Below are 25,620 nucleotides of genomic sequence, written 5' to 3'. Positions count from 1 at the left end.
GAACCTGTCGCACGACGAATGCCGCGAGCCCTGAGGGGCCCGCGGCATTCGCGTTTCTCCGGGTGGTGGGGGCGGATCGGGTCAGGCACTGCCCCGACCCGCCTCGCACTCACGCGGTGCGGCGCCGCAGCATCAGCGCCAGTGCTCCGGCACCGGCCAGGATGAATCCCAGCAGGAGCCCCGTGAGGCCGATCTCGCCTCCTGTCGACGCGAGCGTCTTCGAGCCGGTCGCGGCCATGATCACCGCGGTGTCATCGGTCGAGGCCACGCTCGGACCGGAAGGGCCGGTCGGCTCCGTCGGACCCGTGGGGCTCGTCGGCTCGGTCGGACCCGCGGGGTCGGTCGGGTCGGTCGGGTCGGTCGGAACCACCGGACCGGTCGGGCCCGTCACGGTGCTGTCACCGATGACCGAGATCGCGTTGCCGCCGATCGTGGCGGGCGCGTTGATCACCGGGATGATCTGCGTGCCGCCGAGGATGCCGTCTTCACCGCTGGTGGTGGGCGAGCCGACCGAGGGGCCGGAGCCCGTGGTCGAGCCGCCGGCCGTGCCGGTGCCGTTGGTGACGGTGCTGTCTCCGATGACGGAGATGGCGTTGCCGGTGACGGTGACCGGGGCGTTCACGACCGGGATCACCTGGGTGCCGCCGAGGATGCCGTCTTCACCGCTGGTGGTGGGCGAGCCCACCGACGGGCCGGAGCCCATCGGCCAGCCGGCCGTGCCGCCGGTGACGGTGCTGTCGCCGATACCCGAGATGGCGTTGCCGGTGACGGTGACCGGGGCGTTCACGACCGGGATCACCTGGGTGCCGCCGAGGATGCCGTCTTCACCGCTGGTGGTGGGCGAGCCGACCGAGGGGCCGGAGCCCGTGGTCGAGCCGGCCGTGCCGGTGCCGTTGGTGACGGTGCTGTCTCCGATGACGGAGACGGCGTTGCCGGTGACGGTGACCGGGGCGTTCACGACCGGGATCACCTGGGTGCCGCCGAGGATGCCGTCCTCACCGCTGGTCATCGGTGAGCCGACCGAGGGGCCGGAGCCCATGGTCGAGCCGCCGGTGGTGCCGGTGGTGCCGTTGGTGACGGTGCTGTCGCCGACGACGGAGACGGCGTTGCCCGTCACCGTGACGGGCGCGTTCACCGAGACGAGCGCCTGGGTGCCCGATCCGATGCCGTCCTCGCCCGACGTGGCGGGGGCCGCCACCGTGACGGGGGCGGGCGCCGGGGCCGGCGCGGCCGGTGCCGACGAGGTCGTCGCGTCGCCGACGCCCGAGACCGCAACGCCCTGGACGTTGATCGGCACATCGACGTTGACGATGGCTTGCGACCCCGAGGCCACGCCGTCTTCGCCGCTCGTCATGCCGGAGGCCGGCGCCGGAGCGGGTGCGGAGGCCGGCGCGGGCGCCGGTGCCGAGGTCGTCGAGTCGCCGATCACCGAGACGGCATTGCCGCCGACGGTGACCGGAAGGTTGACGTCGATGATGGCCTGAGTCCCCGAGAGGAGGCCGTCGTCGCCGTTGGTTTCAGCCGCGTTTGCCGCGGCTGCGCCGAAGATCGTGATTCCTCCGGCGATAAGCACTCCCCACAGGGCGCGCGAGAGGAAGATTTTCATGACACTGCTCCTTGACTGAATGGAAGGTCCGCGCGCGGGCACGCGCAGATGATCGTGCCGCCGACAGGGGCGGCCGGTCCTTCCTCAGTCGGGAGAGACGTCGGTGTCGTAGGTGGGCGCGGGGGGCGCCACGTCGTCACTCCAGCCGCGTCGGCGCACCCAGGCACGGTATGCGACGAGCGGCGCGAATGCGGCGAGCGCGAGCGCGCCGGGGCCGGCACCGTTCGGCCCCAGAGGTGAGCTCCCGCCGGGCGTGCAGAGGCCCAGAACGAGAGCAGAAGAAAGGATTCCGCCGATCCGCACACCCGCCGACACGAGGCCGGTGAAGGCCGTGCCCGCAGCGGTGATGGCGGTGAAGGCGGGAAGTGCGTGGGCGTAAGCGTCCTCGAGGGCCGCGACCGTCCAACCCGGGGCGGGGAGCCCGGCCACCGTCAGGTGGGCGAGGGCTTCCTCGAGCGTCTGCGCACCCGATCCGATGACCGGGGAACCGGGAAGCCCGACCGGGGATTCGATGTCGGGAAGATCGACCAGCGGCGGACGCGTGCCGCCGAGGATCGGCGTGGTGTCACCCACCGCCGTCACAAGGTCATTCACTGCGGTGTCGGTCGTGGTCGCGGCATCCGTCGCCGCGTCATCGAGGCCGATTGCCTCGGCCACTCCCCCCACGACCGGGACAGCGGTCACGGTCTCGACGACCGGAGTGACCACACTGCCGACGACGCCCGATTCTGCGACCTGCGCCACCGGCTCGACCACCGCCTGAACGGTGTTCGCAACGGTGCTCACGACCGGCTGGACGGGCGCCGGCGCGGTCTGCGCGACCTGCTGCACCGTCGTCGCGACGGCCTGCGTCGTGTCTTGCACGGCGCCGGTGACGCCCTGCACCGTGCTGTCGAGGGCGCCTGTGACGCCGCCCAGGAGACCCCCCTGATCGCCTCCGTCGTCAGCTCGCGCACCGCTCGAGCCGAAGCCCATGAGCAGCGCGAGCAGGAGATACGCGAACGCGACGGCGGCGCCGATGGCGAGAAGCCGGAAGACGGGCACCCGTGCGGGGTGTGCGGTCATGTCCACGTTCACCTCCTTTTAGCGACGTCGATCGTCGGGCGACTATCCGGCATCGGATACCGCCTGAGGGTGCCTGGAGCCCAGACCATACTCCCGACTTCGGGAGATGTCTAGAGATGACTTCGCAATTCGGATGCCGCGTCGCAGGACGGCGACGCAAACTGTGCACAACTCGGCCCTATCAGATCCAACCTTCAAGCCCTACTTCAAGCACATCTGCGTCCACAGGCTGTGAAACAGAAAAGACCCGATCAGAGGCATCCTGCGAACGAAATCTGACACTCATCCCAAGGGTTCTCCACAGATGCTGTGCACAGGCTGTGCGGCGTTTCTCGCAGACTCTCCACACAGTTATCCACAGGTCGTGTTGCGAGTGTCGGAACCCGTTCGTAGCGTGGGGTGCGGCCCAGGGGGAAAGAGCCGTACACCTATGGCGGCGTGCGGCAGAGCTTCATCGGCAACCGGTCGCGGGGGCACCGGCTGCCTGTGACGCGCCACCTGCGGTCCGCACATGCCGCAGCACCCGACGCACAGCCAGGAGGACGACCCATGTCGATCGCCGACATCTCCGACGAGCGTCTGGGACCGCGTCGCGAGCCGGAGCGCACGCCGCCTCACGACCTGCTCGCCGAGCAGAGCGCGCTGGGCGGCATGCTCCTGTCGAAGGATGCCGTCGCCGATGTCATCGAGACCCTCCGCGGCTCCGACTTCTACGTGCCCAAGCACGAGCTCATCTTCGAAGCGATCCTCACGCTCTACTCGCACGGCGAGCCGACCGACGTCGTCGCCGTCACCGACGAGCTGATCAAGAACGGCGACCTGCAGCGCGCCGGTGGCGCCGACTACCTCCACAGCCTCACGTCGATCGTGCCGACCGCGGCCAACGCGGGCTACTACGCGTCGATCGTCAACGAGCGCGCCCTCCTGCGCCGTCTCGTCGACGCCGGCACCCGCATCGTCCAGATGGGGTACTCGGGTCAGGGCGAGGCGCTCGACCTCGTCAACAACGCGCAGGCCGAGATCTACTCCGTCACCGGCACCGAGGCGGCCGAAGACTACGTGCCGCTGACGATCGCCGTCGATGCCGCCGTCGATGAGATCGAGGCCGCGCGTGGCCGCGACGGTCAGATGACCGGCATCCCGACCGGCTTCTCGGGACTCGACCAGCTCACCAACGGTCTGCATGCCGGTCAGATGATCATCATCGCGGCCCGACCTGCAATGGGTAAATCCACGCTGGCTCTGGATTTCGCCCGCGCCGCCGCGATCAAGGCCGACATGCCGACGATCTTCTTCTCGCTCGAGATGGGGCGCAGCGAGATCGCGATGCGCCTCTTGAGCGCCGAGGGGTCCATCCCTCTGCAGGCCATGCGCAAGGGCACGCTCGACTCGCGCGACTGGACGACGATCGCCGCGACGCGCGGGCGCATCAACGATGCTCCTCTCTATATCGACGACAGCCCTAACATGACGCTCGTCGAGATCCGCGCGAAGTGCCGGCGTCTCAAGCAGCGCGCGGGCCTCAAGATGGTCGTCATCGACTATCTCCAGCTCATGACGAGCGGAAAGCGCGTCGAATCCCGCCAGCAGGAGGTCTCGGAGTTCTCGCGTGCCCTCAAGCTCCTCGCGAAGGAGCTGCAGGTGCCGGTCATCGCGCTCTCGCAGCTGAACCGTGGTCCCGAACAGCGCGCCGACAAGAAGCCGGCGCTCTCCGACCTCCGCGAGTCGGGCTCGATCGAGCAGGACGCCGACATGGTGGTGCTCCTGCACCGCGAGGCGGCCTACGAGAAGGAGAGCCCGCGCGCGGGCGAGGCCGACCTCATCGTCGCCAAGCACCGCAACGGCCCCACCGACACGATCACGGTCGCCTTCCAGGGCCACTTCTCGCGCTTCACCGACATGGCCGTCGGGATGTGACGACCCGGATGGAGCTCGACCGAGCCCATCACGCACTCGCGCTGCGCGCCGCTCCGTCGTGAGGACGACGATATCGAGATCCGTCTCACGGCGCAGCGGGGCGGAGCCGATACCCGCCCTCGCGCAGATGGCCGCACAGTGAGACACTGAGACCAGTAGTTCGACCACTGGTCTGAGAGAAGGTCGACATGAAGATCCTGATTGTCGGCGCGGGGATTGCCGGGCCCACGCTTGCCTACTGGCTGCGACGGACGGGGCACGAGCCTGTCATCGTCGAACGTGCGCCGAGGCTGCGGCGGGGCGGCTACGCGGTCGACTTCTGGGGGTCCGGGTTCCAGGTCGCGGAGCGGATGGGGCTGGCACCTCGGCTTCACGAAGAGGGCTATCGCTTCCTCGAGGCCCGCGAGGTGTCCGGCAGCGGACGACGGATCGCCCACTTCGATCCGCTCCGGCTCATCGACGGTTACGGCGGTGGATATGTCACGATCCTCCGCTCGGACCTGTCGGCTGCGATCTGGGACGCCTTGCAGGGAGAGGTCGAGACCGTCTTCGGCGACACGGTGCGATCGCTCCACGACGACGGCGACCGGGTACTGGTCGAGTTCGCGCACGGTTCCCCGCGTGAGTTCGACCTGGTGGTCGGTGCCGATGGCCTGCACTCCCTGGTGCGAAGCCTGGGGTTCGGGCCGGAGCCGGAGTTCGAGCGCGACCTGGGCATCACCGTCGCGGCGTTCGACCTCGAGGGGTACCGTCCGCGCGACGAGCTCGTCGCGGTCACGCACACCGTCGTGGGGGCGCTGACGCTTCGGATCGGGCTGCGCGATGACTCCACAATGTTCTGCTTCATGTTCCGCCACGAGGGCGAGACACCGCAGGACGACCTGATGGCGCAACAGCAGCTGTTGCGCGACCGCCTGCGGGACGTCGGCTGGGAGGTACCGACGATCCTGGAGCAGATGCCGCGGGCACGCACATTCTTCATGGACCGGGCGAGCCAGATCCTCCTGCCCTCCTGGTCGCGCGGCCGGATCGCTCTGATAGGAGACGCCGCCGCGGCCCCTTCGCTGCTGGCCGGGCAGGGCTCGGCACTCGCGATGGTGGAGGCGTATGTCCTTGCCTGCGCACTGCACGAGGCGGACGGCGACCACCGCGCGGCGTTCGCCGCGTATCAAAGCCGGCTGCAGTCGGTCGTGCGGACGAAACAGGACGCCGCGATCGGCATGGGATCCGCGTTCGCGCCACGCAACCGCGCACAGGTGCTGCTGCGCAACGTCGCGCTCGGCCTCATGAACGTCCCGCTGATCGCGAACCTCGCGATCGGGCGCAGCCTGCGTGACCCGATTGTGCTTCCCCCCGCACCTGGCAGTTGACTGTCTGCATGGCACGCCCCCGATTCCACCGGCTTCCCACCGAGCAGCAGGAAGCGCTGTTGGATGCCGCGCTGGAGGAGTTCGCAGCCCACGGATACGGCGGGGCATCCCTCAACCGGATCATCGCAGCGGCCGGGGTCTCCAAAGGTGCGATGTACTACTACTTCGACAGCAAAGTAGACCTCTACGCCGACGTGATCCGCCGTCAGCTCGAGCGGCTCTTCGAGAGCAGCGGACCGATTCCGGTGACCGATGCCGCGGATCCGGAGGGCTTCTGGGATGCGATCGAACAGGCCTACCTGCGTCTCATGGCGCTGATGGCCGAGACGCCCACGACCACCGCACTCCTGCGCGATTGGCTGACCGGAGCCGCATCCCCGGCTCTGCGCGAAGCGCAGCGCAACGCCGAGCGGGCCACCCTGCCTTGGCTTGAGGAGACCGTCGCTGCCGGGCGGCGGATCGGTGCGATACGCACGGACCTCTCCGCAGACTTCCTCATCGCCGTCGCGCTGGGCATGGGCCAGGCGATGGATACCTGGCTCATCACCCAGCCACCTGCCGAGACGGAACTGGCACCACATATTCATGCGCTCATCGACATGATGCGCCGCGCCCTATCGGCCTAGACATGCTCAGGCGAATGACGGGCCCGCAGCATCGGCGGGGAGGCGACCCGGCACCGCGGCAGGCCACAGGAGACGGGGGTGAGCATGCACGAGGACCAACTGCGTCTTGACGCCGACGTCGCCGCTGAGCTGGTGCGGAGTCAGTTCGACGCGACGGCCGGGGAAGTCCGGCCGCTGCGCACTGCCGCCACCACCAGCCACGTGTTCCGCGTCGGCGACGACCATCTCGCACGCTTCCCCATGCGAAACGGCGATCCTGTCGAGTGCGCCCGTGAGCTCGCCCTGGAGCAGGAGGCGATGGACGAGTTCGCGCAGGCGAGTCCCTTCCCATCGCCGCGGATGGTCTTCATCGGGCGTCCGACCGCCGGGTACCCGATGCCCTGGTCTGTGCAGACGTGGGTTCCCGGCGAGGTCATGACGCCCGACTCGATGTCATCGTCGTCACTGGTCGCTTGCGATCTGGCGAGACTCGTCGGCCATCTGCGCCGGGTGGACGTGCGTGGGCGATCGTTCTCCGGCGCCGGAAGAGGAGGAGAGCTCCGAGCACACGACGAGTGGATCTCCCTCTGCCTCGTGCGGAGCGAGTCGCTGCTCCCGGTCGCGCGGCTTCGCGAGGCGTGGACGGCGTTGCGTGCGACGCCGCGGATGGAGCCCGACGTGATGTCGCACAAGGATCTGACGCCCTTCAATCTGCTCGCCGGCGACGGCCTGGCCGGCGTGCTCGACACCGGCGGGTTCGGCCCCGCCGATCCCGCCCTGGATCTCGTCGCGGGATGGCACGTGCTCGATGCGCAGCGGCGCCAGGAGTTCCGCGAAGCCGTGCGTCCGCCAGAAGCCGAGTGGCGACGCGGGATCGGCTGGGCGCTCCAGCAGGCGCTGGGACTGGTCTGGTACTACGCCCAGACCAACCCGGCGATGAGCGCGCTCGGGCGCAGCACGATAGACCGGATCCTGGCGTCCGACGAGGTCGACACGTAGGCGACCTCCCCCCGCGGGGAGGTTCGAAGGACCGAGGGCACTGAGCTGCTTCCCAGGAAGCGGTCGGCTCGGTCCCGTAATCTGCGAACTCCCAAGGGGAGTACTCCGACACGGTCGGCTCGTCATTACGGATGCCTCGGCATCCCGGGTCACCGGTCCTCACTCGTGAGGATGGAGAAGACCTTGGCGTCACTCAGTCACGCCAAGGAGACCCTCTTGAATATCACGCCGCTCGTCTGGATCATCACGATCGCGGTCACGATCGCCTTCTTCGTCTACGAGTTCTACGCGCATGTGCGCAAGCCCCACGAGCCGACGATCGGCGAATCGGCACGATGGTCGGCCTTCTACATCGGCCTCGCCCTGCTGTTCGGCGTGGGGATCGGAGTCGTCTCGGGCTGGACCTACGGCGGCGAGTACTTCGCCGGCTACCTCACCGAGAAGGCGCTGTCGATCGACAACCTCTTCGTCTTCCTGCTCGTGATGACGGGCTTCGCGGTGCCGAAGATCTATCAGCAGAAGGTGCTGATGATCGGGATCGTCATCGCCCTGATCCTCCGCGGCATCTTCATCGCCGTCGGTGCGGCCCTCATCGAGAACTTCTCGTGGGTGTTCTACTTGTTCGGCGCCCTGCTGCTCGTCCTCGCGTACCGGCAGGCGTTCGCGCACGGCGAGTCAGACCCGGCGAACGGCCGGTTCATGGGGTTCGTACGCCGCATCCTTCCGGTGACGGACGAGTACCACGAGGACCGTCTCACCGTCCGCAAGGACGGGCGGCGCTTCGTCACCCCGATGCTCCTGACCATCATCGCGATCGGCTTCGTCGACCTGATCTTCGCGGTCGACTCGATCCCGGCGATCTACGGACTCACGGAGGAGGCCTACATCGTCTTCACCGCCAACGCGTTCGCACTCATGGGCCTGCGCCAGCTGTACTTCCTCATCGGCGGCCTCCTCGAGCGACTCGTCTACCTCGCGCAGGGACTCGCGGTCATCCTCGCGTTCATCGGCGTCAAGCTCGTGCTCCACGCGATGCACGTCAACGAGCTGCCGTTCATCAACGGCGGCGAGCCGATGCTGTGGGCCCCCGAGATCCCCATCTGGTTCTCGCTCCTGTTCATCGGCGCGACGATCGGCGTCGCGACGGCGGCGAGCCTCATCAAGACGCGGCGCGATCGACCGGCGGTCGCCGCCTCCGAAACCACGGCCGCGTCCTCCGACGCACTGAGAGACTGAGGAGGTGGAGGATCTCGAACTCGCGCGCATCCCTGCAGGAAACGTGACGATGCACGACGCCCGGCGCAAGGTGCGTTGGACCGTCGATCTCGAGCCGTTCGAGATCGGAGTCTTCGCCGTCACGGAGGCACAGCTCGCGGAGCTGCTGGGGCACGCGGCATCCCACCCCCGCCGTCCGGCGGTCGAGGTGAGCTGGCAGCGCGCGATCAGGTTCTGCAACGCGGCGTCGGAGTGGGAGGGTCTCGATCACGCGTACTCGTTCGACGGCGAGGAGATCACGTGGGATGTCGAGGCCAACGGGTATCGCCTGCCGACCGAGGCGGAGTGGGAGTATGCGTGCCGCGCCGGATCGACAGGCCCGCACTACGGACCCCTGCGCGAGGTCGCGTGGACGAGCGCCGACGGCGTGACGGCGCCGCAGGAGGTCGGGGCGAAGCTTCCGAACCTCCACGGCCTCTTCGACACGCTCGGCAACGTGTGGGAGTGGTGCTGGGATCTGCTCGACCCCGCCCGCTACGACGACTATCGCGTGTTCCGCGGGGGCGGATTCGCGGATGACGCGTGGAGCGCCCGCGCGTCGGTGCGCCGCGGCGGCTCCCCTCGCCTCGCCCAGGACGACCTCGGCTTCCGTGTCGCGCGGGGCGCGTTCACGACACCCGGCGAGGCACAGGGCTGGTCGGCCGCCGCCGATCGCGAGCGCGCCGCCGACGACGGTCCCCGCCCTCCGGGCTGGACGCCGCGCCGCTGAGTCCTCCCCCTGCCCGCTGAGCGGCACGCCCGCATGCACGCGTCACCCCGCGGCGGGACAATGGACCCGTGAACGCCCTACCGATGGTCGACGTGCCGGAGCCGCAGTACATCATGTCGGCGGAGGGCCACGAGATCGCGACGTACTCGTGGGGTGATCAGGATGCCGAGACGGTCATGGTCGTCCACGGCTTCGCCTCGAGCTGCCGCGACAACTGGGTCGACACGGGCTGGGTGAGAGACCTCCTCCGCGCGGGCTACCGCGTGCTCGGCATCGACCAGCGAGGTCATGGCCTGAGCGACAAGCCCCACGACCCGCACGACTACACGATGTCGGCGCTGGTCGGAGACCTCCTCATCGTGCTCGACACGTATCTGCTCGACACCGTCCACTACGTCGGCTACTCGCTCGGCGGCCGGGTCGGCTGGCAGCTCCTCGTCGATGCGCCGCACCGCGTCTCTCGGGCCGTTCTCGGCGGCATCCCCGACGGCCGGCCGCTCGCGCGGGTGAAGATCGACCAGGCCCGCGCGTATGCGCAGCACGGCACGCCCGTCGAGGACAAGGTCACGCAGGCCTACGTCACCCTCGCCGAACGTGTGTCGAGCAACGATCTGGGCGTTCTCGTCGCGCTCGCCGAGGGCATGCGGCTCGGGGATGCCGACCCCGACCCGTCTCGTCCGCCGCAGCAGCCCGTGCTCTTCGCGACGGGCACCGAGGACGCCATCTTCGAGCGTTCGCGGAGGCTCGCCGCGGCCGCGCCGAACGGCGCGTTCCTCGAGATCCCCGGGCGCCACCACTTCAACGCGCCAGGCTCCCGCGTCTTCCGCCAGGAGGCGATGGACTTCCTCGGCGGGCAGTAGCAGGGTCGCGCCCGGTGGGCGCTACGGGCGCGGCAGCACCGTCAGCACGCGCTGGATGTGATCGCGGAACTCCGCCATGAACCCGCGCAGGAACTCCGCGGTGCCCTCGTCGGTGACGGTGCCGTCGTCGGCATAGTCCTCCGCGCGGAAGTGCACGTACGCCTCGGGCGCCGTCATCTGGCGCGCATTGCAGAAGCTCAGTACGGCTCGCAGGCTCTGCTGCGCGAGCGCCGTCCCGAGCGACCCGACGGATGCCCCGATCACGGCAGCCGGGATGTGATCGAAGGAGTTCTGGCCATACGGCCGCGAGGCCCAGTCGATCGCGTTCTTCAGCGCGCCGGGGATCGAGCGGTTGTACTCCGGGGTCACGAAGAGCACGGCATCCGATCCGGCGATCGCGTCCTTGAGCGCTTGTGCTTCGGGCGGGTAGTCCCCATCGAAGTCAGGGCTGTAGAGCGCGAGGTCGCCGATCGGGATTTCGGTGAACTCGAGGTCCTCGGGAGCCAGCGAGATGAGTGCCTGCGACAGCCGCCGATTGATCGACGTCGATGACAGGCTTCCGACGAAGTATCCGACCCGGTAGGTCATGGTGCGTCCTTTCCGCTCGTTCTCCCGGTCCAGCATCCGCCGCGCCGCTGTCTGCAGGCACCCCCTTGCGGATCGCGCCGCGCCGTACAAGGGCCCGCGCGCGCGTCGTGCGGGCCGGAGGACTCACGCGGCCTGCGGCGACTCCTCGGGATTCGGATCGGCCGCGATCTCGAGCAGCCGCGGCGCGAGGGTCGGCGCGCTGGTCACGACGGCCGAGACGATCCAGTCGGCCGACTCGCCGGTGGCGAGCTCGACGCGTGAGAGCGAACGCGCCTCGGGCTTGAGGGCCACATGCTGGGGAACGAGCGCGATGCCGAGGCCGCGTCGTACGAGATCGATGAGCGTGTGCACGTCGTCGACGCTGCACCGCACGGCGCGGGTCAGGCCGCGGCGCGCGAAGACGGCGTCGTTGAGCGTTCTCATGCCCCACGACGGCCGGAAGTCGACGAAGTCGCACTCCTGCAGCGCGGCGAGCGATACCGACGATTGACCCGCGAGCGGGTGATCGGCGGGGCACAGCAGCACGACGGGACGTCGGCCGAGTTCGTGGGTGCGCAGCGTCGCCGGCATCTCGGTCGCGGCGACGAACGCGACATCCAGCTCACCATCCTGAACGAGATCGACGAGCAGATGCGACCCCGCCTGCATGAACTGGATGTCGACGGCGGGGTATCGGCGGTGGAAGCGCTCGAGCAGGAGGTTGACGTCGACCGCACCCAGGCACTGCTCGGCTCCCACGCGGAGCGACCCGACGAGCTGGCGCGAGGAGCGCACGACGGCGTCACGCGCCGCCGCGCTCTGGGCGAGGATCTCGCGCGCGTGCGGAATGAGGGCGGTCCCCGCCGGGGTCGGTACGACCGACCGCGTCGTGCGTTCGAAGAGGCGCGTGCCGAACTCCGCCTCGAGCCTCCGGATCGCGGCGGAGAGGCCCGACTGCGAGACGCGGCAGCGCTCGGCGGCGCGGGTGAAGTGCTGCTCCTCGACGAGGGCGACGAAGTATTCGAGCTGGCGCTGCTCCACTCATCTACTCCTGTTCTGAATGGCATGACATAACAGTCGTTGGACTTCTAGGGTCTCGGAAACCTACCGTAGAGGCAAGAGAAGGGACTCTTTTATGAAGACCATCGCACTCAACGGAGTCGACCGTCCGGCCCCCAACGTGGTGCTCGGCCTCATGCGCATCGCTGACCTCGACGATGACGCCATCCGCCGGCTCGTCTCCACGGCGCGCGACGCCGGCATCGACTTCTTCGACCACGCCGACGTCTACGGCGGCCCGCTCCACGAGTGCGAGCGGCGGTTCGCGCAGGCGCTGCAGCTGAGCGCGGCGGAGCGGGAGCAGATCACGATCCAGACCAAGTGCGGGATCGTGTCGGAGGACGGGCCGTACTTCGACTTCTCGTACGAGCACATCGTCGCCTCGGTCGAGGGGTCGCTGCGCGCTCTCGAGACGGACTATCTCGACATTCTGCTGCTGCACCGCCCCGACGCCCTCGTCCAGCCCGACGAGGTGGCCCGCGCCTTCGACGAGCTGTCGGAGGCGGGCAAGGTTCGCGCCTTCGGCGTCTCGAACCACACGCCGAGTCAGATCGAGCTTCTCAAGGCCTCCGTGAAGCAGCCGCTCGTCGCGAACCAGCTGCAGCTGTCGATCACGCACGCGCCGATCGTCGCGCAGGGCGTCGCGGCGAACATGCAGGGCACCGAGCAGTCGCTGACCCTCGACGGCGGCGGGATCGTCGACTACTGCCGCCTGCACGGCATCACGATCCAGGCGTGGTCGCCCTTCCAGGCCGGCTTCTTCACGGGCGTCTTCCTCGACAACCCGGATTACGCCGAGCTGAACGCGGCGCTCGATCGGCTCGCCGCCGTCTACGACGTCTCGCCCATCGCGATCGCGACGGCCTGGATCACGCGGCATCCCGCGAACATGCAGGTCGTCCTCGGCACGACCACCCCCGAGCGCGTCACGGCCGCGGCGGCGGGCTCCGACATCCCACTTACCCGCGCCGAGTGGTACGAGCTCTTCCGCGCCGCGGGCTACCGCGTGCCCTGAACACGCCGCACCGCGAGGAGGGGTGAGGGCGCGGTGGCCGCGCACTATCCGGCCGAGGGCGTTGACCGGATCGCCGTGCCTCCGATACAAGAGAAGGATGGCCGGCCTGACGATCGAACGCGACTACGACGCAGAGCCTGCCCGGGTATGGAGCGCCCTCACCGGCGGCCGCGAGCTCGCGGACTGGTTCTGGCCGCCTCGGCTCGGAGCCGGCGTCGAGACGGATCCGCGGGTCGGCGGGAGCTACCGGATCGCGTCCGAGGCCGGCGGCATGGCGGTGGGAGGCGTGTACCGGGCCGTCGATGCGCCGCAGCACCTCTCCTATACGTGGCACTGGGACGGCGAGGACGAGGAGACCGTCGTGACGGTCGACCTCACGCCGACCCCAGACGGCACGCACCTGCGACTGGTCCACGCGGGCTTCTCCGACGCCCAGACGCGGGACGAGCACGCGGAGGGGTGGCAGGACTGCCTCGAGCGCCTTCCCGCTCACCTCGGGCAGGCTCCCGCGCGCGAGGACGGGTGAGGGCGCGGCATCCGTCACCCCTCCCGCGGGACCCATCGACGCTCCCGCGGGACCCATCGACGCTCGACGGCGCGTGACGTACCGTGGATGCCACGTAATACAGCTGGCCGCGGTGCCCCGGCGCCCGTATGCTCGCCTCGTGCTGACCTGTCGCTGTTGTCGCCCTGTCTCTGCGTAAGCATCCGCTTCGCACCGATCACCGACCACGACAGCTCCCGCGCGATCTGAAGCGCGGCCCCACACTGAGGACATCCCGTGCGATACGCGCAGAGCGTCGCCGACCTCGTCGGCAACACCCCCCTCGTCCGCCTCAATCGCGTCACCGGAGGCATCGCCGCCACCGTGCTCGCGAAGGTGGAGTATTTCAATCCCGGCGGCTCGTCGAAGGACCGCATCGCCGCCAACATCGTCGACGCGGCCGAGCGTGAAGGGCTGCTGACGGCCGGCGGCACGATCGTCGAGCCCACCAGCGGCAACACCGGCGTCGGTCTCGCGCTCATCGCGCAGCAGCGGGGCTATCGCTGCGTCTTCGTCGTGCCCGACAAGGTCGCCGAAGACAAGCGCGCCGTGCTGCGGGCCTACGGCGCCGAGGTCGTCGTGGCGCCGACGGCGGTCGAGCCCGACGATCCCCGCTCGTACTACTCGGTCTCGGACCGGCTCGTGCGCGAGATCCCCGGTGCCTTCAAGCCGAATCAGTACGCCAACCCGAACGGTCCGCGGAGCCACTTCGAGACGACAGGCCCCGAGATCTGGCGCGACACCGACGGCGCCGTGACGCACTTCGTGGCGGGAGTCGGCACGGGCGGCACCATCACGGGCGCCGGGCGCTTTCTCAAGCAGGCGTCGGCGGGCGAGGTGCGGATCGTCGGCGTCGACCCGGTCGGGTCGATCTACTCCGGCGGCCCCGTGCACACGTACGACGTCGAGGGCGTCGGCGAGGACTTCTGGCCGGAGGCGTACGACCCGACGATCGTCGACGAGATCCACCGGATCAGCGACGCCGAGTCGTTCGCGATGACCCGGCGCCTCGCGCACGAGGAGGGACTCCTGGTGGGCGGCTCGAGCGGCATGGCCGTCGTCGGTGCGCTCCGCGCCGCGCGAGATCTTCCGGGCAGCGCCGTGGTGGTCGTGCTGCTCCCCGACCACGGGCGCGGCTACCTCAGCAAGATCTTCGACGACGAGTGGATGACCGAGCACGGCTACCCGCTCGAGACACCCGAACAGCCGATGGCGGATGCCGCGGCCGACCCGACCGCAAGGAGCAACGCGTGACCGACCATCCCGTCCAGCCTTCTCAGCACTCGCAGCCCGATCGGGATTCGCAGCCCGACCACCACGCTCTTACCGCCCGGGGATTCGACAGCCTCGCGGTGCACGCCGGCCAGGCCTTCGACCCGACGACGGGTGCCGTCATCCCTCCCGTACACTTCTCGACGACGTATGCGCAGGACGGCATAGGCGGCCTCCGCGGCGGGTACGAGTACGGTCGCAGCGGCAACCCGACCCGCACGGCGCTCGAGACCCAGCTCGCCGCGATCGAGGGCGGCGCCCGCGCGTTCTCGTTCGCATCGGGGCTCGCCGCGGAGGACGCGCTGCTGCGCGCGATCCTGAAGCCGGGCGACGACGTGCTGCTCGGCAGCGATGTCTACGGCGGCACGTATCGACTGCTGACGCGCATCCTCGGACCGTGGGGCGTGGGCGTGCGCGTCGTGGACATGAGCGATCTGGATGCCGTGGCCGCCCGCCTCGCCGAGAGCCACGCCGTCGTGCTGTGGGTCGAGACTCCGAGCAACCCGCTCCTCAAGATCACCGACATCGCGGGCCTGGCGAAGATCGGCCATGACGCCGGTGCTCTCGTCGTGGTCGACAACACGTTCGCCTCCCCCGCCCTCCAGCGCCCCCTCGACCTCGGCGCGGATGTCGTCGTGCACTCGGCGACGAAGTATCTCGGCGGCCACTCCGACGTCGTCGGCGGCGCGCTCGTCCTGCATGACGAGGCGCTCGCCGAGAAGGTCGGATTCCTGCAGTTCGCCGCAGGTGCCGTGTCAGGGCCGCTCGACGCCTTCCTCACGACCCGGGGCATCAAGACGCTGGGGATCAGGATGCAGCGGCACAGCGAGAACGCGGCATCCATCGCCTCATTCCTCAACGGGCATGGACGCGTCGCCACGGTCTACTACCCCGGACTCGCGGACCACCCCGGCCACGACATCGCGGCACGGCAGATGAAGGCGTTCGGCGGGATCGTCTCGCTCGCCCTCGCCGACGGGAAGACCGCCCGCAGGTTCGCCGAATCGACCCGCCTCTTCCAGCTCGCCGAGTCGCTCGGCGGCGTGGAGTCGCTCGTCAACTATCCGGACGCCATGACGCACGCCTCGGTCCGCGGCACGGAGCTCGCCGTCCCGGAGGACGTCGTGCGCCTCTCGGTCGGCATCGAGAGCGTCGACGATCTGATCGACGACCTGGAGCACGCGCTGGGGTCGCTCTGAGGCAGACGTAGACTGGAGGCATCCCTTCCGCTTTCCCCAGGTCAGTCGTGTCACCATCCAGCGCTCCGCGCACCTTCGAGGTGCGGCATGTGCAGCTCGCACGAGCCGCTTTCGCGGCCCTCGCCGCCGTGATGATCACCTTCTCCCCCGACCACTCGGCGGCCATCGGAATGTCGGTCTTCAGCGGCTGGGCCATCGCGACGGCGATCGTCTTCCTCCTGTCTATCTGGCTCGTCTACCCCGCAGGGCGGCGCTGGCCCTCAGTGCTCCTCGGCATCCTGACGATCGTGGCGGGAATGGTCGGCGGAGTCGCGACGCTGCGCACGACCACCGCCTTCTTCGTCGTCGTGATCGCGTGGGCGATCCTCGCCGGGATCGTCGAGACGGTCGCCGGTGCGCGGACCCGTCGGGCCCTGCGCGGCTCCGACGACCTGCAGGCGCGCGGCGAAGCGCGTGACGGCGTCGTCGTCGGGATCATCACGATCCTGCTCGGCCTCGCGCTCCTCCTCGTGCCGACGCAGTACGCGCTCGACTACTACATCGAAGACGCCCACCGATCGTTCACCCTCACGGGCATCACGATCGGCGTGGGGATCTACGGCGCCTACGCCGCGATCGTCGCCGTCTACCTCGCGATCGCCGCGTTCTCGCCGCGCGCCTCGACCACCGCACCGGCGGCGGACGACGCGCTCGCCGAGAGCGCGCCGACCTCGCCCGACCAGGGAGGTGCCGCGTGAGCGCCGACAAGCCGACCCGCCGTGACCTGATGAAGCCTGTTCAGCTGATCGGTCTCGCCTTCGGCGCCGCGATCTTCACGGGCCTGGTGACTCTCGTCTCGATGGGCTTCTTCCAGCAGAAGCCCGGTGACGAGCTGCAGCGCGCGCTCGTCGTCGCCGCGATCGCTGCCGGTGTCGCGTTCATCGCGGTGCTGCTCATCGTGTCGCTCCTGCTCCTCGCGATCGATCCCGCGCAGATGCAGAAGACGGTCGATCGTCCCGTGCTGCTCCCGAAGGACGAGCGGACTCCGGGCGACCCGTCGACGGATGCCGCGGCATCCGGTGACGACCCCCGCTGACTTCCCTGCCGGCGCTCTGAGCGGCGCCCTGTCGGCGAGACAAGGGATTCGCGTCGAAACGAGGGCGGATTTCCCCGGTTTCGACGGGAATCCCCTGTTTCGACGGGCGTAGGTCGGGGTCGATCGGGCGGGCTGACGGGTGGAAGGATGCCGCGGCATCCGTCGACGGCGCCCGCTGACCGCCCTGGGCCGGCGCTTTCAGCTGGCGTCGGATCGGCGAGACAAGGGATTCGCGTCGAAACGAGGGCGGTTTTCCCCGGTTTCGACGGGAATCCCCTGTTTCGACGGCCGCACGCCCGGGCGCCGGCCCTCAGTCGTCGCGGGGCGTCTCGTCGACGAGGTCGACGAGGTCGCCGGCGATGCCGGTGTAGGTGGCGGGCGTCATCGCGAGCAGACGCTCGGCGGCGGCGTCTCCGATGTCGAGGCCGCGGATGAACTCCGCGAGCTCGGGAGCGCCGACCCGGCGGCCGCGCGTGAGCTCCTTGAGCAGCGCGTAGGGGTCGGTGATCTGCGAGCGGCCGGCGACGACCTCCGCGCGCACGACGGTCTGGATCGCCTCGCCGAGCACCTCCCAGTTGCCGTCGAGATCGGCCAGCAGCACGTCTTCGGCGAGCGAGATCTCGCCGAGTCCGCGCTGCAGGTTGTCCAGCGCGAGGAGGGAGTGCCCGAGGGCGACGCCGATGTTGCGCTGCGTGGTCGAGTCGGTGAGGTCGCGCTGGAGCCGCGAGGTCACGAGCGTCTGCGCGAGCGTCGAGAGCAGCCCGGCCGAGATCTCGAGGTTCGCCTCGGCGTTCTCGAAGCGGATCGGGTTGATCTTGTGCGGCATGGTCGACGAGCCCGTCGCGCCGGCGACGGGGATCTGCGTGAAGTAGCCGATCGAGATGTAGGTCCAGACATCGGTCGCCAGATTGTGGAGGATGCCGCCCGCGTGACGGATGCGGTCGTACAGCTCGACCTGCCAGTCGTGCGACTCGATCTGGGTCGTGAGCGGGTTGAAGCCGATTCCGAGCGACTCGATGAACTCCTGCGACACCGTCGTCCACGAGACATCCGGCTCGGCGGCGAGGTGCGCCGACCAGGTGCCGGTGGCTCCCGAGAACTTCGCAAGGAAATCGGATGCCTCGACCTGCGCCGCGACGCGTTCGAGGCGCCACGCGAACACGGCGAGTTCCTTGCCCATCGTCGTGGGGGTCGCCGGCTGGCCGTGCGTGCGCGAGAGCATCGCGGCATCGCGGTGCCGCACGGCGAGGGCGCGGAGCGCCGCGATGACGGCGCGGAGCCTGGGGAGCCACACGTCGTGAACGGCGCGCTTGACCGTCAGAGCGTAGGCGGCGGAGTTGATGTCTTCGCTCGTGCACGCGAAGTGCGTGAGCTCGGCGATCGAGTCGAGGCCGAGCTGCGTGAGCCGATCGCGCACGAGGTATTCGACGGCCTTGACGTCGTGGCGGGTGATCGCCTCGCGCTCGGCGAGCCACTGGATCTCGGCGGGGCCGAAGTCGAGGTACAGGACGCGGAGCCGGTCCTTCTCGCTCTCGCCGAGGGGGGACGTGCCGAAGAGCGAGCGGTCGGTGAGGGCGAGGAGCCATTCGACCTCGACCTCGACGCGGGCACGGTTCAGGCCCGCTTCGGAGAGGTGGTCGCCGAGCTCTGCGACGGCGGCACGGTAGCGGCCGTCGAGGGGGCTGAGGGGCTGGATGCCGAGGGCGGAAGAAGAGGACACGGGACTCCCGTCAGAGCGCTGCACGCGGGACCGCGCCGCTGTCACACGGCGGGGCGGATCGCGGGTTCGAGCTGCCGGAAGAGCGCCCGGCTCGCGCTTTCGATCATACCGAGGACCTCGTCGAACATTCCGGGGCCGGCGTAGTACGGGTCGGGGACATCGAGCGTCGGCGCGGCTGCGTCGAACGTCATGAGCAGCGCGATCTTGTCGGCGTCGGCTTCGCTGCGCGCCCAGCCGCGCAGGATCCGCTCGTGGCTGCGGTCGAGCGCGACGACGAGGTCGTTGTGCTCGAAGTCGGAGAGCGTGAACTGGCGCGCCCGATGCTGCGCGCCGTTGTACCCGCGCCGCTCCAGGGCCTCGATCGTGCGCTGGTCGGCGCGCTCGCCGACGTGCCAATCGCCGGTGCCGGCACTCGTCGATCCGACGCGGTCGCGCAGGCCCGCGGCATCCGCCAATCCCCGGAAGACGACGTCGGCCATGACCGACCGGCAGATGTTGCCCGTGCACACGAAGACGACGCGGAAGGGCTCCACGGCGGTCGAGGTCATGGGCTCCATTTTCTCGTTTCCGGCGCGCGGATCAACCGCGCGTCCCGTCGACGTGCGTTCACCGCCCGGTCACCGGGGATCTTCCCTCGGGCACGAGGCTTCCCTATGGTGTGCCGAGGAGGCCCACAAAGCCTCCGCTTCATGTGCCCGCCAAGGAGGTCCTGTGCACCAGTCCATCCGTCCCCCCGTCTTCCTCGCGGCAGGAGCCCTCGTGCTCGCCTCGCTCGCAGCCGCGCAACCCGCCGCTGCTGCCGATGCTCCTGTCGTCATCAACGAGTTCTCCGCCAGCACCGTCGGCACCGATGTCGAGTACATCGAGCTGCTCACCGCGCCCGGCGCGGACCTCTCCGCCTACCGGGTCCTGCAGATCGAGGGCGATGCCACCGCCGCCGGCGTGCTCGGCGTCGTCGACGGCGTCTACACGCCCGGCGCGCCGGACGGCTCGGGCCGCGTGCTCATCAGCCTCGCGGCGAACTCGATCGAGAACGGCACAGTGAGCCTGCTCCTGGCCACCGGGACCGTGCCCGCCGGCGGCTCCGACATCGACGTCGACGATGACGGCGTCATCGACGCGGCCGGCCTCACAGTCCTCGACGCGGTCGCGGTGAGCGACGGCGGTGCGAGCGACCGCACCTACGGCGGCGTGACGCTCGGCGTCGCCTACGACGGTCAGGCCTTCGCGCCGGGCGGAGCCTCGCGCATCCCCGACGGCAAGGACACCGACACCACGGCGGACTGGGTGCGAAACGACTTCGACCTGGCCGGCATCCCGGGCTTCACGGGCACCCCCGTCTACGGCGAGGCCATCAACACACCCGGCGCTGCCAACGCGATCGTGCCGAAGCCGACCGACCCGGCCGGAGACGCCGACTGCACGGCTGACGTCGTGACGATCGGCTCGGTGCAGGGCTCGGCGACCGCCTCGCCCGTCGCCGGATCGGTCGTGCGGCTCGAGGGAACCGTGGTCGGAGACTTCCAGACCGGAGGCTTCGACGGCTTCTACCTGCAGGACACCGGCGACGGCGACCCTGCAACCTCCGACGGGATCTTCGTCTACCGCAACGACGGCGATGACACCCCCGGCAACGGAGAAGGCGCGATCGACGTCTCGGTCGGCGATGTCGTCAACGTCGCGGGGGTCGTGAGCGAGTTCCAGGGACTCACCGAGATCACCGCCAACGACATGGAGCGGTGTGCGACGGGTGCGGCGCTGCCGGCTCCCCACGTCCTGAGGCTCCCGGCGACGGACGCGCAGCGTGAGGCGCTGGAGAGCATGTACGTCACGATTGCGCAGCCGCTCGCCATTCTCGAGTACTTCGAGTTCGGCCGCTTCGGCACGATCGACGCCGGCGTTGATCGCCAGTACCAGCCGACCGCGACGTTCGACGCCGGCTCGCCCGAAGCGATCGCCCTCGCTGCCGAGAACCTTCTCGAGCGGATCACGATCGACGACGGGCGCGCGGCGCAGAACCCGACGCCCGCGATCCACCCCGACGGCCAGCCGTTCTCGCTCACGAACTCGTTCCGGGGCGGCGATCTGCTGAAGAACGTCACGGGCGTGCTCGACCAGCGCGTGCGAAGCAGCGACAACCAGCCGGGCTACGGCATCCAGCTGACCACGCCCGCGGGCTTCGAGGTGACGAACCCCCGTCCCGCCGTCCCTGTCGTCGGCGGTGACTTCAAGGTCTCGAGCTTCAACGTGCTCAACTACTTCACGACGCTCGGCGACCGAGGTGCGCTGACGGCGGAGGAGTTCGACCGCCAGGAGGCGAAGATCGTGGCGGCGCTCGCAGCGATCGACGCCGATGTGTTCGGCCTCATGGAGATCGAGAACAACGGCACGGCGGTGGCGACGCTCGCGGCGGCGCTCAACGAGAAGCTCGGGTCGGACGTGTACGGCTACGTGAACACGGGCCGCTTCGGCACCGACGCGATCGCGACGGCGTTCCTCTACAAGAAGAGCACCGTCAAGCCCGTCGGCGACTTCGCGCTCCTGACCTCTGCGGTCGACCCGCGCTTCATCGACACGCTCAATCGTCCCGCGCTCGCGCAGACGTTCGAGCAGCTCTCGAAGGGCGCCGACGTCACGATCGTCGTCAATCACCTGAAGTCGAAGGGATCCGACTGCAACGCCGTCGGCGACCCCGACCAGGGCGACGGCCAGGGCAACTGCAACGGCGTGCGAACGGCGGCCGCGCAGGCGCTCGCCGACTGGCTCGCCACCGACCCCACGGGTCAGGGCACGGGTGACAAGTCGCTCATCATCGGCGACCTGAACTCCTACGACAAGGAGGACCCGATCCAGGCCCTCGAGGCGGCGGGGTACACCGATCTGATCCTGAAGTACCAGGGCGAGTATGCCTACACCTACGACTTCGACGGTCAGCTCGGCTACCTCGACCACGCCCTGGCGGGGCCGGGTCTCGTCGACGAGGTCGCCGGTGCGTCCCCCTGGAACATCAACGCCGACGAGCCGAGCCTGCTCGACTACACGATGCAGTTCAAGCAGCCCGCCGAAGACGCGCTGTGGGCGCCCGATCCGTACCGGTCGAGCGACCACGATCCGGTCCTGGTGGGCCTGAACCTCAAGGCCCCCGACACGACGGCTCCCGTCGTCACGCTCACCCCGTCGGTCGATCGGATCATGCCGCCCGACAACAAGACGCGCATCATCACGATCGACGTCGTGACGCAGGACGAGAGCGACGTCACCGTCGAGCTCGTGTCTGCTGAGGCATCCGGATCCAAGAAGGCGGCTGTCACGACCGTCGACGACACGACGTTCCGCGTCGTCGCCGCCAACAAGGCCGTGTACACCTTCACCTATAAGGCGACGGATGCCGCGGGCAACACCACGACGGAGACCGCCACCGTGGTGGTGGGGCCGCCGAGGGACTGACCCGCTCCTCCACAGCCGAGCCGCGCGGCGCGTTCTCCCGATAGGCCGGGAGGACGCGCCGCGTCGTCGCCGGCGAACGTGATGCTCGACGGATGAACGCATTCTGGACGGGCGCGGCCGCACCGGGCCTCCTCCCCGACGCGCGACACCGGCTCTCGGCGATCGCGGGCGACCTCGGCGCGCTGCAGGCCGAGACGGCGTGGGAGTGCCGCGCCGCCGACGAATACCGGGCTTCGCTCGATGGGCTGGTGGCGGAGCTCCGCGACCTCCGCGAATCCGCCCTCGACCTCGAGGCCGACCTCAAAGCGGCGTGGGCTCAGGCGGCCGCGGCGGGGGCGTGGTGACCGTGGGCGACCTCGACATCCGCAGCGGCGGCATCGTCGCCGTCGACACGGCGTCGCTGCGTGCGGCGGCCGATCGCCTCGAGCAGGCGGCCGTCGGCCTCGACGGCGTGGGCAACGTCTTCCGGCGCGCGGCCGCGGGCATGGAGGTGCTGCCGCGCGCCGGGGCGCTGGGTGCGCTGCCGCGCTGTCACAACGCGCGCGCCCGTGCCGCCCAGCTCGCCGAGCGGTCGCGGGCCATCGGCGGCAGCCTCCTCGAGCTGGCCGCGATGTTCGAGACGGTGGAGCTGCGCGCGGAGCGCGAGGCGGCCGAGGCGGCGGGGGATGCCGCGGCGGTCGCGCGGATCGACGAGCGCCTCGCCCAGCTCAAGCACGAGTATCCCGGGTCGGACACCCGCGCGTGGTGGGAGGGCTTCACGCGGGATGCCGGGTGGGCGGCGTCCCTCGTCGGGCAAGCGGGCATGGCCGGGTCGTTGCTGGGTCCGGGCGCGGGCCTGGCGGGAGTCGCCCTCCTCTGGGGATTCACGGCCGGGCTCCGCGGGATGGGCAACGGAACGCTCGAGCGGGGGTCCCGACTGCACGGTCCTGCCCGGCCCGTCGTGCTGCGCGGGGCGCCGGTCGTCGCCGCCGGCACGGCTCCGGACACCCTTGCCGCCGTGGCCGGCCGGGTGCCGACGGGAGCCGTGAGCCAGATCCGGGTCGAGCGCTACGTCATGCCGGACGGGACGAGGCAGTACGCCGTCTACATCCCCGGCACGACCGCGGGCGACGAGGACGAGCCGTTCGACATGGGCTCGAACCTCGAGCTCTATACCGGCGAGCAGTCGGCCTCGTACGGCGCTGTGCTCGAAGCTCTGCGCGAAGCCGGCGCCGAGCCCGGCGACACTCTGCACGCTGTCGGCTACTCACAGGGGGCCATGCTGGCCTCTCGCCTCGCGGTCGAGGGCGGCTACGACACGCAGACCCTCGTGACGTTCGGTTCTCCCGTCGACGCCCAGGTGCCGGATGCGACGCTCAGCGTCGAGGTACGCCACCGCGACGACCCCGTCTCCGCGCTCGCGGGCGGCGGTTTCGACGCGGGCGCGGGGACGCCCGGCAGCTTCGTCGCCGAGCGGACGGCCGATCCGGCGGCCGGCGCGAGCGACCTCGACCCGCTCGTCGCGCACCACCTGCCGGCATACGAACAGACGGCGGCGATGCTCGATGCGTCGAGCGACCCGCGTATGAACGCCGTGCGTGACCGCCTCGCCCTCCTCGGCGGGGCGACGTCGGTGACGGTGAGCGAGTACTCGGTCGGCCGCGCAGACCCCGCTCCCACGGCGCCGGCCTGCCGGTGAGCGGGGCCGGCGAGGCGCGCCGGTGGGCCGCTCCGGACTGCCGGTGCGGGTCGCCGCGCCGGGCGACCCGCGGCGCTCAGTCGCGGCGCTTCGGGCGCAGGAAGATGCCCGCGATCCAGTTGATGATCGAGATGATGATGGCCGCGACGATGCCCCACCAGAAGTCCTCGACGCGCAGGCCCCAGCTCCAGAAGCTCGTGATCCACGCGGTGAGCCACAGCAGGAACCCGTTGATGAGGAGTCCGATGAGGCCCAGCGTCAGGATGTACAGCGGGATCGAGATGATCTTGATGATCGTGCCGATGATGGTGTTCACGATCGCGAAGATCGCCGCGACGATGAGCAGTGTGAGCACGTACTGCAGCGTCTCGCCGGGCGGGAAGGCGATGACTGTGACCTGCAGGACGGGGATGAGCGTCACGACCCAGATGGCGAACGCGTTGACGACGACGCGGATGAGAAAGCCCATAATGCGGCCAGTCTGGCACGCGACGCCGTGTCGCGACATCCGTCCCGCTCCTAGACTCGACAGGGTGACCGACGCCCCCGTCCGCATCCGTCCCGAGATCGCCGCGCTGCCGCCGTACAAGCAGGGCACGCAGGCCGGCCCGGGTGCCTACAAGCTCTCCAGCAACGAGAACCCGTTCGATCCGCTCCCCGGTGTCGTCGAGGCCGTGCAGGCTGCGACGGCTCTCAATCGGTATCCGGATGCCTCGGCCGCCCGCCTGCGGGGGCGCCTCGCCGAGCGATTCGGCGTGTCGGTCGACGAGGTCCACATCGGCGCGGGGAGCGTCTCGATCCTCGCGCAGCTCATCCTCGCGGCCGCCGGTCCCGGCGACGAGGTGCTCTATGCGTGGCGGTCGTTCGAGGCGTATCCGGGGCTCGTCCTCATCGCCGGCGCGAACCCTGTGCAGGTGGCACTCGGCGAAGGCGCTCGGCACGACCTCGACGCGATGGCGGCCGCCGTCACCGAGCGCACCCGCGTCATCATCGTGTGCAGCCCCAACAACCCCACGGGGCCCGTCGTCGGGCACGACGAATTCGAGGCCTTCCTCGGCAAGGTGCCCCGCGACGTGCTCGTCATCCTCGACGAGGCCTACGCCGAGTTCGTGACCGATCCCACCGCCGTCGACGGCCTGCGGGTGCTGGGCGGCGAGGGCCACCCGAACGTCGTGGTCCTGCGGACGTTCTCGAAGGCGTACGGCCTCGCGGCCCTGCGCGTGGGCTACGCCATCGGGCACGCGCGGATCCTCGATGCCGCCCGCAGCACGGCGATCCCCCTCTCGGTGACGGCGCACGCCGAGGCCGCGGCGCTGGCGAGCCTCGATGCCGAGCCCGAGCTGCTCGAGCGGGTCGAGGTCATCGCGGAGCGCCGGGACGCGCTCGTGGCGGGCCTGCGCGAAGCGGGCTGGCGGGTTCCCGACGCCCAGGGCAACTTCGTCTGGCTCCCGACGGGGGCCGAGACGACCGAGGCCGCCGAGCGCTTCATCGAGGGCGGCCTGGTCGTCCGCCCGTTCGCGGGTGACGGCATCCGTATATCCGTCGGAGAGCATGAGTCTGTGGAGAAGGTCCTAGCCGTTGCGGCATCCGTTGTCCGGACCCTCCCAGAAGCCCACCCGGGCCGAGGGTTAGCGTAGA

General features: G+C 69.8%; 24 protein-coding genes. 17 read left to right on the top strand and 7 right to left on the bottom strand.

Going from position 1 to position 25,620, the window contains the following annotated elements; genetic code table 11:
• Window positions 1–109: 109 nt before the first annotated feature.
• A complete protein-coding gene (locus ACSBPH_RS10485; RefSeq protein ID WP_442574285.1) occupies window positions 110–1,606 on the bottom strand; it encodes a hypothetical protein in 1,497 nt (498 codons plus the stop codon).
• 84 nt (window positions 1,607–1,690) lie between these two features.
• Window positions 1,691–2,677, bottom strand: a complete 987-nt coding sequence (locus ACSBPH_RS10480) for a hypothetical protein (RefSeq protein WP_442574284.1) — start codon at window positions 2,675–2,677, stop codon at window positions 1,691–1,693.
• 543 nt (window positions 2,678–3,220) lie between these two features.
• Between ACSBPH_RS10480 and dnaB the strand changes: the two genes are divergently transcribed.
• The 7 genes from dnaB to ACSBPH_RS10445 all read left to right on the top strand — a co-directional run bounded on the left by dnaB (window position 3,221) and on the right by ACSBPH_RS10445 (window position 10,406).
• A complete protein-coding gene (gene dnaB, locus ACSBPH_RS10475) occupies window positions 3,221–4,588 on the top strand; it encodes a replicative DNA helicase (RefSeq protein ID WP_442574283.1) in 1,368 nt (455 codons plus the stop codon).
• A gap of 188 nt (window positions 4,589–4,776) precedes the next feature.
• A complete protein-coding gene (locus ACSBPH_RS10470) occupies window positions 4,777–5,958 on the top strand; it encodes an FAD-binding domain (RefSeq protein ID WP_442574282.1) in 1,182 nt (393 codons plus the stop codon).
• A gap of 8 nt (window positions 5,959–5,966) precedes the next feature.
• Entirely contained in the window at window positions 5,967–6,584 is a 618-nt protein-coding gene (locus tag ACSBPH_RS10465; protein WP_442574281.1) for a TetR/AcrR family transcriptional regulator, read from the top strand.
• An 84-nt stretch (window positions 6,585–6,668) separates the two neighbouring features.
• Entirely contained in the window at window positions 6,669–7,562 is an 894-nt protein-coding gene (locus ACSBPH_RS10460) for a phosphotransferase (RefSeq protein ID WP_442577289.1), read from the top strand.
• A 216-nt stretch (window positions 7,563–7,778) separates the two neighbouring features.
• Window positions 7,779–8,798 carry a TerC family protein gene (locus ACSBPH_RS10455; RefSeq protein WP_442577288.1) on the top strand — a complete coding sequence of 340 codons (1,020 nt, stop codon included), beginning with the start codon at window positions 7,779–7,781 and terminating at the stop codon, window positions 8,796–8,798.
• Window positions 8,799–8,802: 4 nt separating this feature from the next.
• Entirely contained in the window at window positions 8,803–9,546 is a 744-nt protein-coding gene (locus ACSBPH_RS10450) for a formylglycine-generating enzyme family protein (RefSeq protein WP_442574280.1), read from the top strand.
• An 83-nt stretch (window positions 9,547–9,629) separates the two neighbouring features.
• Window positions 9,630–10,406 (top strand): alpha/beta fold hydrolase, encoded by a 777-nt coding sequence (locus tag ACSBPH_RS10445; protein ID WP_442577287.1) that lies wholly within the window; start codon window positions 9,630–9,632, stop codon window positions 10,404–10,406.
• Window positions 10,407–10,427: 21 nt separating this feature from the next.
• Here the strand turns inward: ACSBPH_RS10445 and ACSBPH_RS10440 are convergent, their stop codons facing one another.
• Window positions 10,428–10,994 (bottom strand): NADPH-dependent FMN reductase, encoded by a 567-nt coding sequence (locus ACSBPH_RS10440; protein WP_442574279.1) that lies wholly within the window; start codon window positions 10,992–10,994, stop codon window positions 10,428–10,430.
• A gap of 123 nt (window positions 10,995–11,117) precedes the next feature.
• A complete protein-coding gene (locus ACSBPH_RS10435; protein WP_442574278.1) occupies window positions 11,118–12,014 on the bottom strand; it encodes a LysR family transcriptional regulator in 897 nt (298 codons plus the stop codon).
• Between the two features lie 94 nt (window positions 12,015–12,108).
• Between ACSBPH_RS10435 and ACSBPH_RS10430 the strand changes: the two genes are divergently transcribed.
• The 6 genes from ACSBPH_RS10430 to ACSBPH_RS10405 all read left to right on the top strand — a co-directional run bounded on the left by ACSBPH_RS10430 (window position 12,109) and on the right by ACSBPH_RS10405 (window position 17,137).
• Window positions 12,109–13,047, top strand: a complete 939-nt coding sequence (locus tag ACSBPH_RS10430) for an aldo/keto reductase (protein WP_442574277.1) — start codon at window positions 12,109–12,111, stop codon at window positions 13,045–13,047.
• Between the two features lie 97 nt (window positions 13,048–13,144).
• Window positions 13,145–13,573 (top strand): SRPBCC family protein, encoded by a 429-nt coding sequence (locus tag ACSBPH_RS10425; RefSeq protein WP_442574276.1) that lies wholly within the window; start codon window positions 13,145–13,147, stop codon window positions 13,571–13,573.
• Window positions 13,574–13,828: 255 nt separating this feature from the next.
• Window positions 13,829–14,845, top strand: a complete 1,017-nt coding sequence (locus ACSBPH_RS10420) for a pyridoxal-phosphate dependent enzyme (RefSeq protein ID WP_442574275.1) — start codon at window positions 13,829–13,831, stop codon at window positions 14,843–14,845.
• 98 nt (window positions 14,846–14,943) lie between these two features.
• Window positions 14,944–16,062: a cystathionine gamma-synthase gene (locus ACSBPH_RS10415; protein ID WP_442577286.1), complete on the top strand. Its 1,119-nt coding sequence runs from the start codon at window positions 14,944–14,946 to the stop codon at window positions 16,060–16,062.
• Between the two features lie 89 nt (window positions 16,063–16,151).
• The gene (locus ACSBPH_RS10410; protein ID WP_442574274.1) at window positions 16,152–16,799 is read left to right on the top strand and encodes an acyl-CoA synthetase; all 648 of its coding nucleotides are present in this window, start codon (window positions 16,152–16,154) and stop codon (window positions 16,797–16,799) included.
• The gene (locus tag ACSBPH_RS10405) at window positions 16,796–17,137 is read left to right on the top strand and encodes an amino acid transporter (protein ID WP_442574273.1); all 342 of its coding nucleotides are present in this window, start codon (window positions 16,796–16,798) and stop codon (window positions 17,135–17,137) included. Before ACSBPH_RS10410 ends, ACSBPH_RS10405 begins: the two co-directional genes overlap by 4 nt.
• Window positions 17,138–17,447: 310 nt before the next feature.
• On the opposite strand, the gene purB is transcribed toward ACSBPH_RS10405, so the two are convergent.
• Both purB and ACSBPH_RS10395 read right to left on the bottom strand, forming a co-directional pair.
• Window positions 17,448–18,857 (bottom strand): adenylosuccinate lyase, encoded by a 1,410-nt coding sequence (purB, locus tag ACSBPH_RS10400; protein ID WP_442574272.1) that lies wholly within the window; start codon window positions 18,855–18,857, stop codon window positions 17,448–17,450.
• A 41-nt stretch (window positions 18,858–18,898) separates the two neighbouring features.
• Complete coding sequence (locus tag ACSBPH_RS10395; protein ID WP_442574271.1) at window positions 18,899–19,405, bottom strand: low molecular weight protein-tyrosine-phosphatase; 507 nt, start codon at window positions 19,403–19,405, stop codon at window positions 18,899–18,901.
• A 163-nt stretch (window positions 19,406–19,568) separates the two neighbouring features.
• On the opposite strand from ACSBPH_RS10395, the gene ACSBPH_RS10390 reads away from it, so the two are divergent.
• The 3 genes from ACSBPH_RS10390 (at window position 19,569) to ACSBPH_RS10380 (ending at window position 23,982) form a co-directional block, all read left to right on the top strand.
• Complete coding sequence (locus ACSBPH_RS10390) at window positions 19,569–22,304, top strand: ExeM/NucH family extracellular endonuclease (RefSeq protein ID WP_442574270.1); 2,736 nt, start codon at window positions 19,569–19,571, stop codon at window positions 22,302–22,304.
• A 92-nt stretch (window positions 22,305–22,396) separates the two neighbouring features.
• Window positions 22,397–22,648 (top strand): hypothetical protein, encoded by a 252-nt coding sequence (locus ACSBPH_RS10385; protein ID WP_442574269.1) that lies wholly within the window; start codon window positions 22,397–22,399, stop codon window positions 22,646–22,648.
• The gene (locus ACSBPH_RS10380) at window positions 22,642–23,982 is read left to right on the top strand and encodes a hypothetical protein (RefSeq protein WP_442574268.1); all 1,341 of its coding nucleotides are present in this window, start codon (window positions 22,642–22,644) and stop codon (window positions 23,980–23,982) included. Before ACSBPH_RS10385 ends, ACSBPH_RS10380 begins: the two co-directional genes overlap by 7 nt.
• A gap of 76 nt (window positions 23,983–24,058) precedes the next feature.
• Here the strand turns inward: ACSBPH_RS10380 and ACSBPH_RS10375 are convergent, their stop codons facing one another.
• A complete protein-coding gene (locus ACSBPH_RS10375; RefSeq protein WP_442577285.1) occupies window positions 24,059–24,451 on the bottom strand; it encodes a phage holin family protein in 393 nt (130 codons plus the stop codon).
• A gap of 64 nt (window positions 24,452–24,515) precedes the next feature.
• Here ACSBPH_RS10375 and ACSBPH_RS10370 point away from each other — a divergent pair, with 64 nt between their 5' ends.
• A complete protein-coding gene (locus ACSBPH_RS10370) occupies window positions 24,516–25,619 on the top strand; it encodes a histidinol-phosphate transaminase (RefSeq protein ID WP_442574267.1) in 1,104 nt (367 codons plus the stop codon).
• Window position 25,620: the final 1 nt, after the last annotated feature.

The sequence above is a fragment of the Microbacterium sp. F51-2R genome (genome assembly GCF_052180235.1).
Classification (GTDB): Bacteria; Actinomycetota; Actinomycetes; order Actinomycetales; family Microbacteriaceae; genus Microbacterium.
The sequence above is the reverse complement of the archived record's forward strand: the minus strand, read 5'-3'. Positions and strand labels throughout refer to the sequence as shown.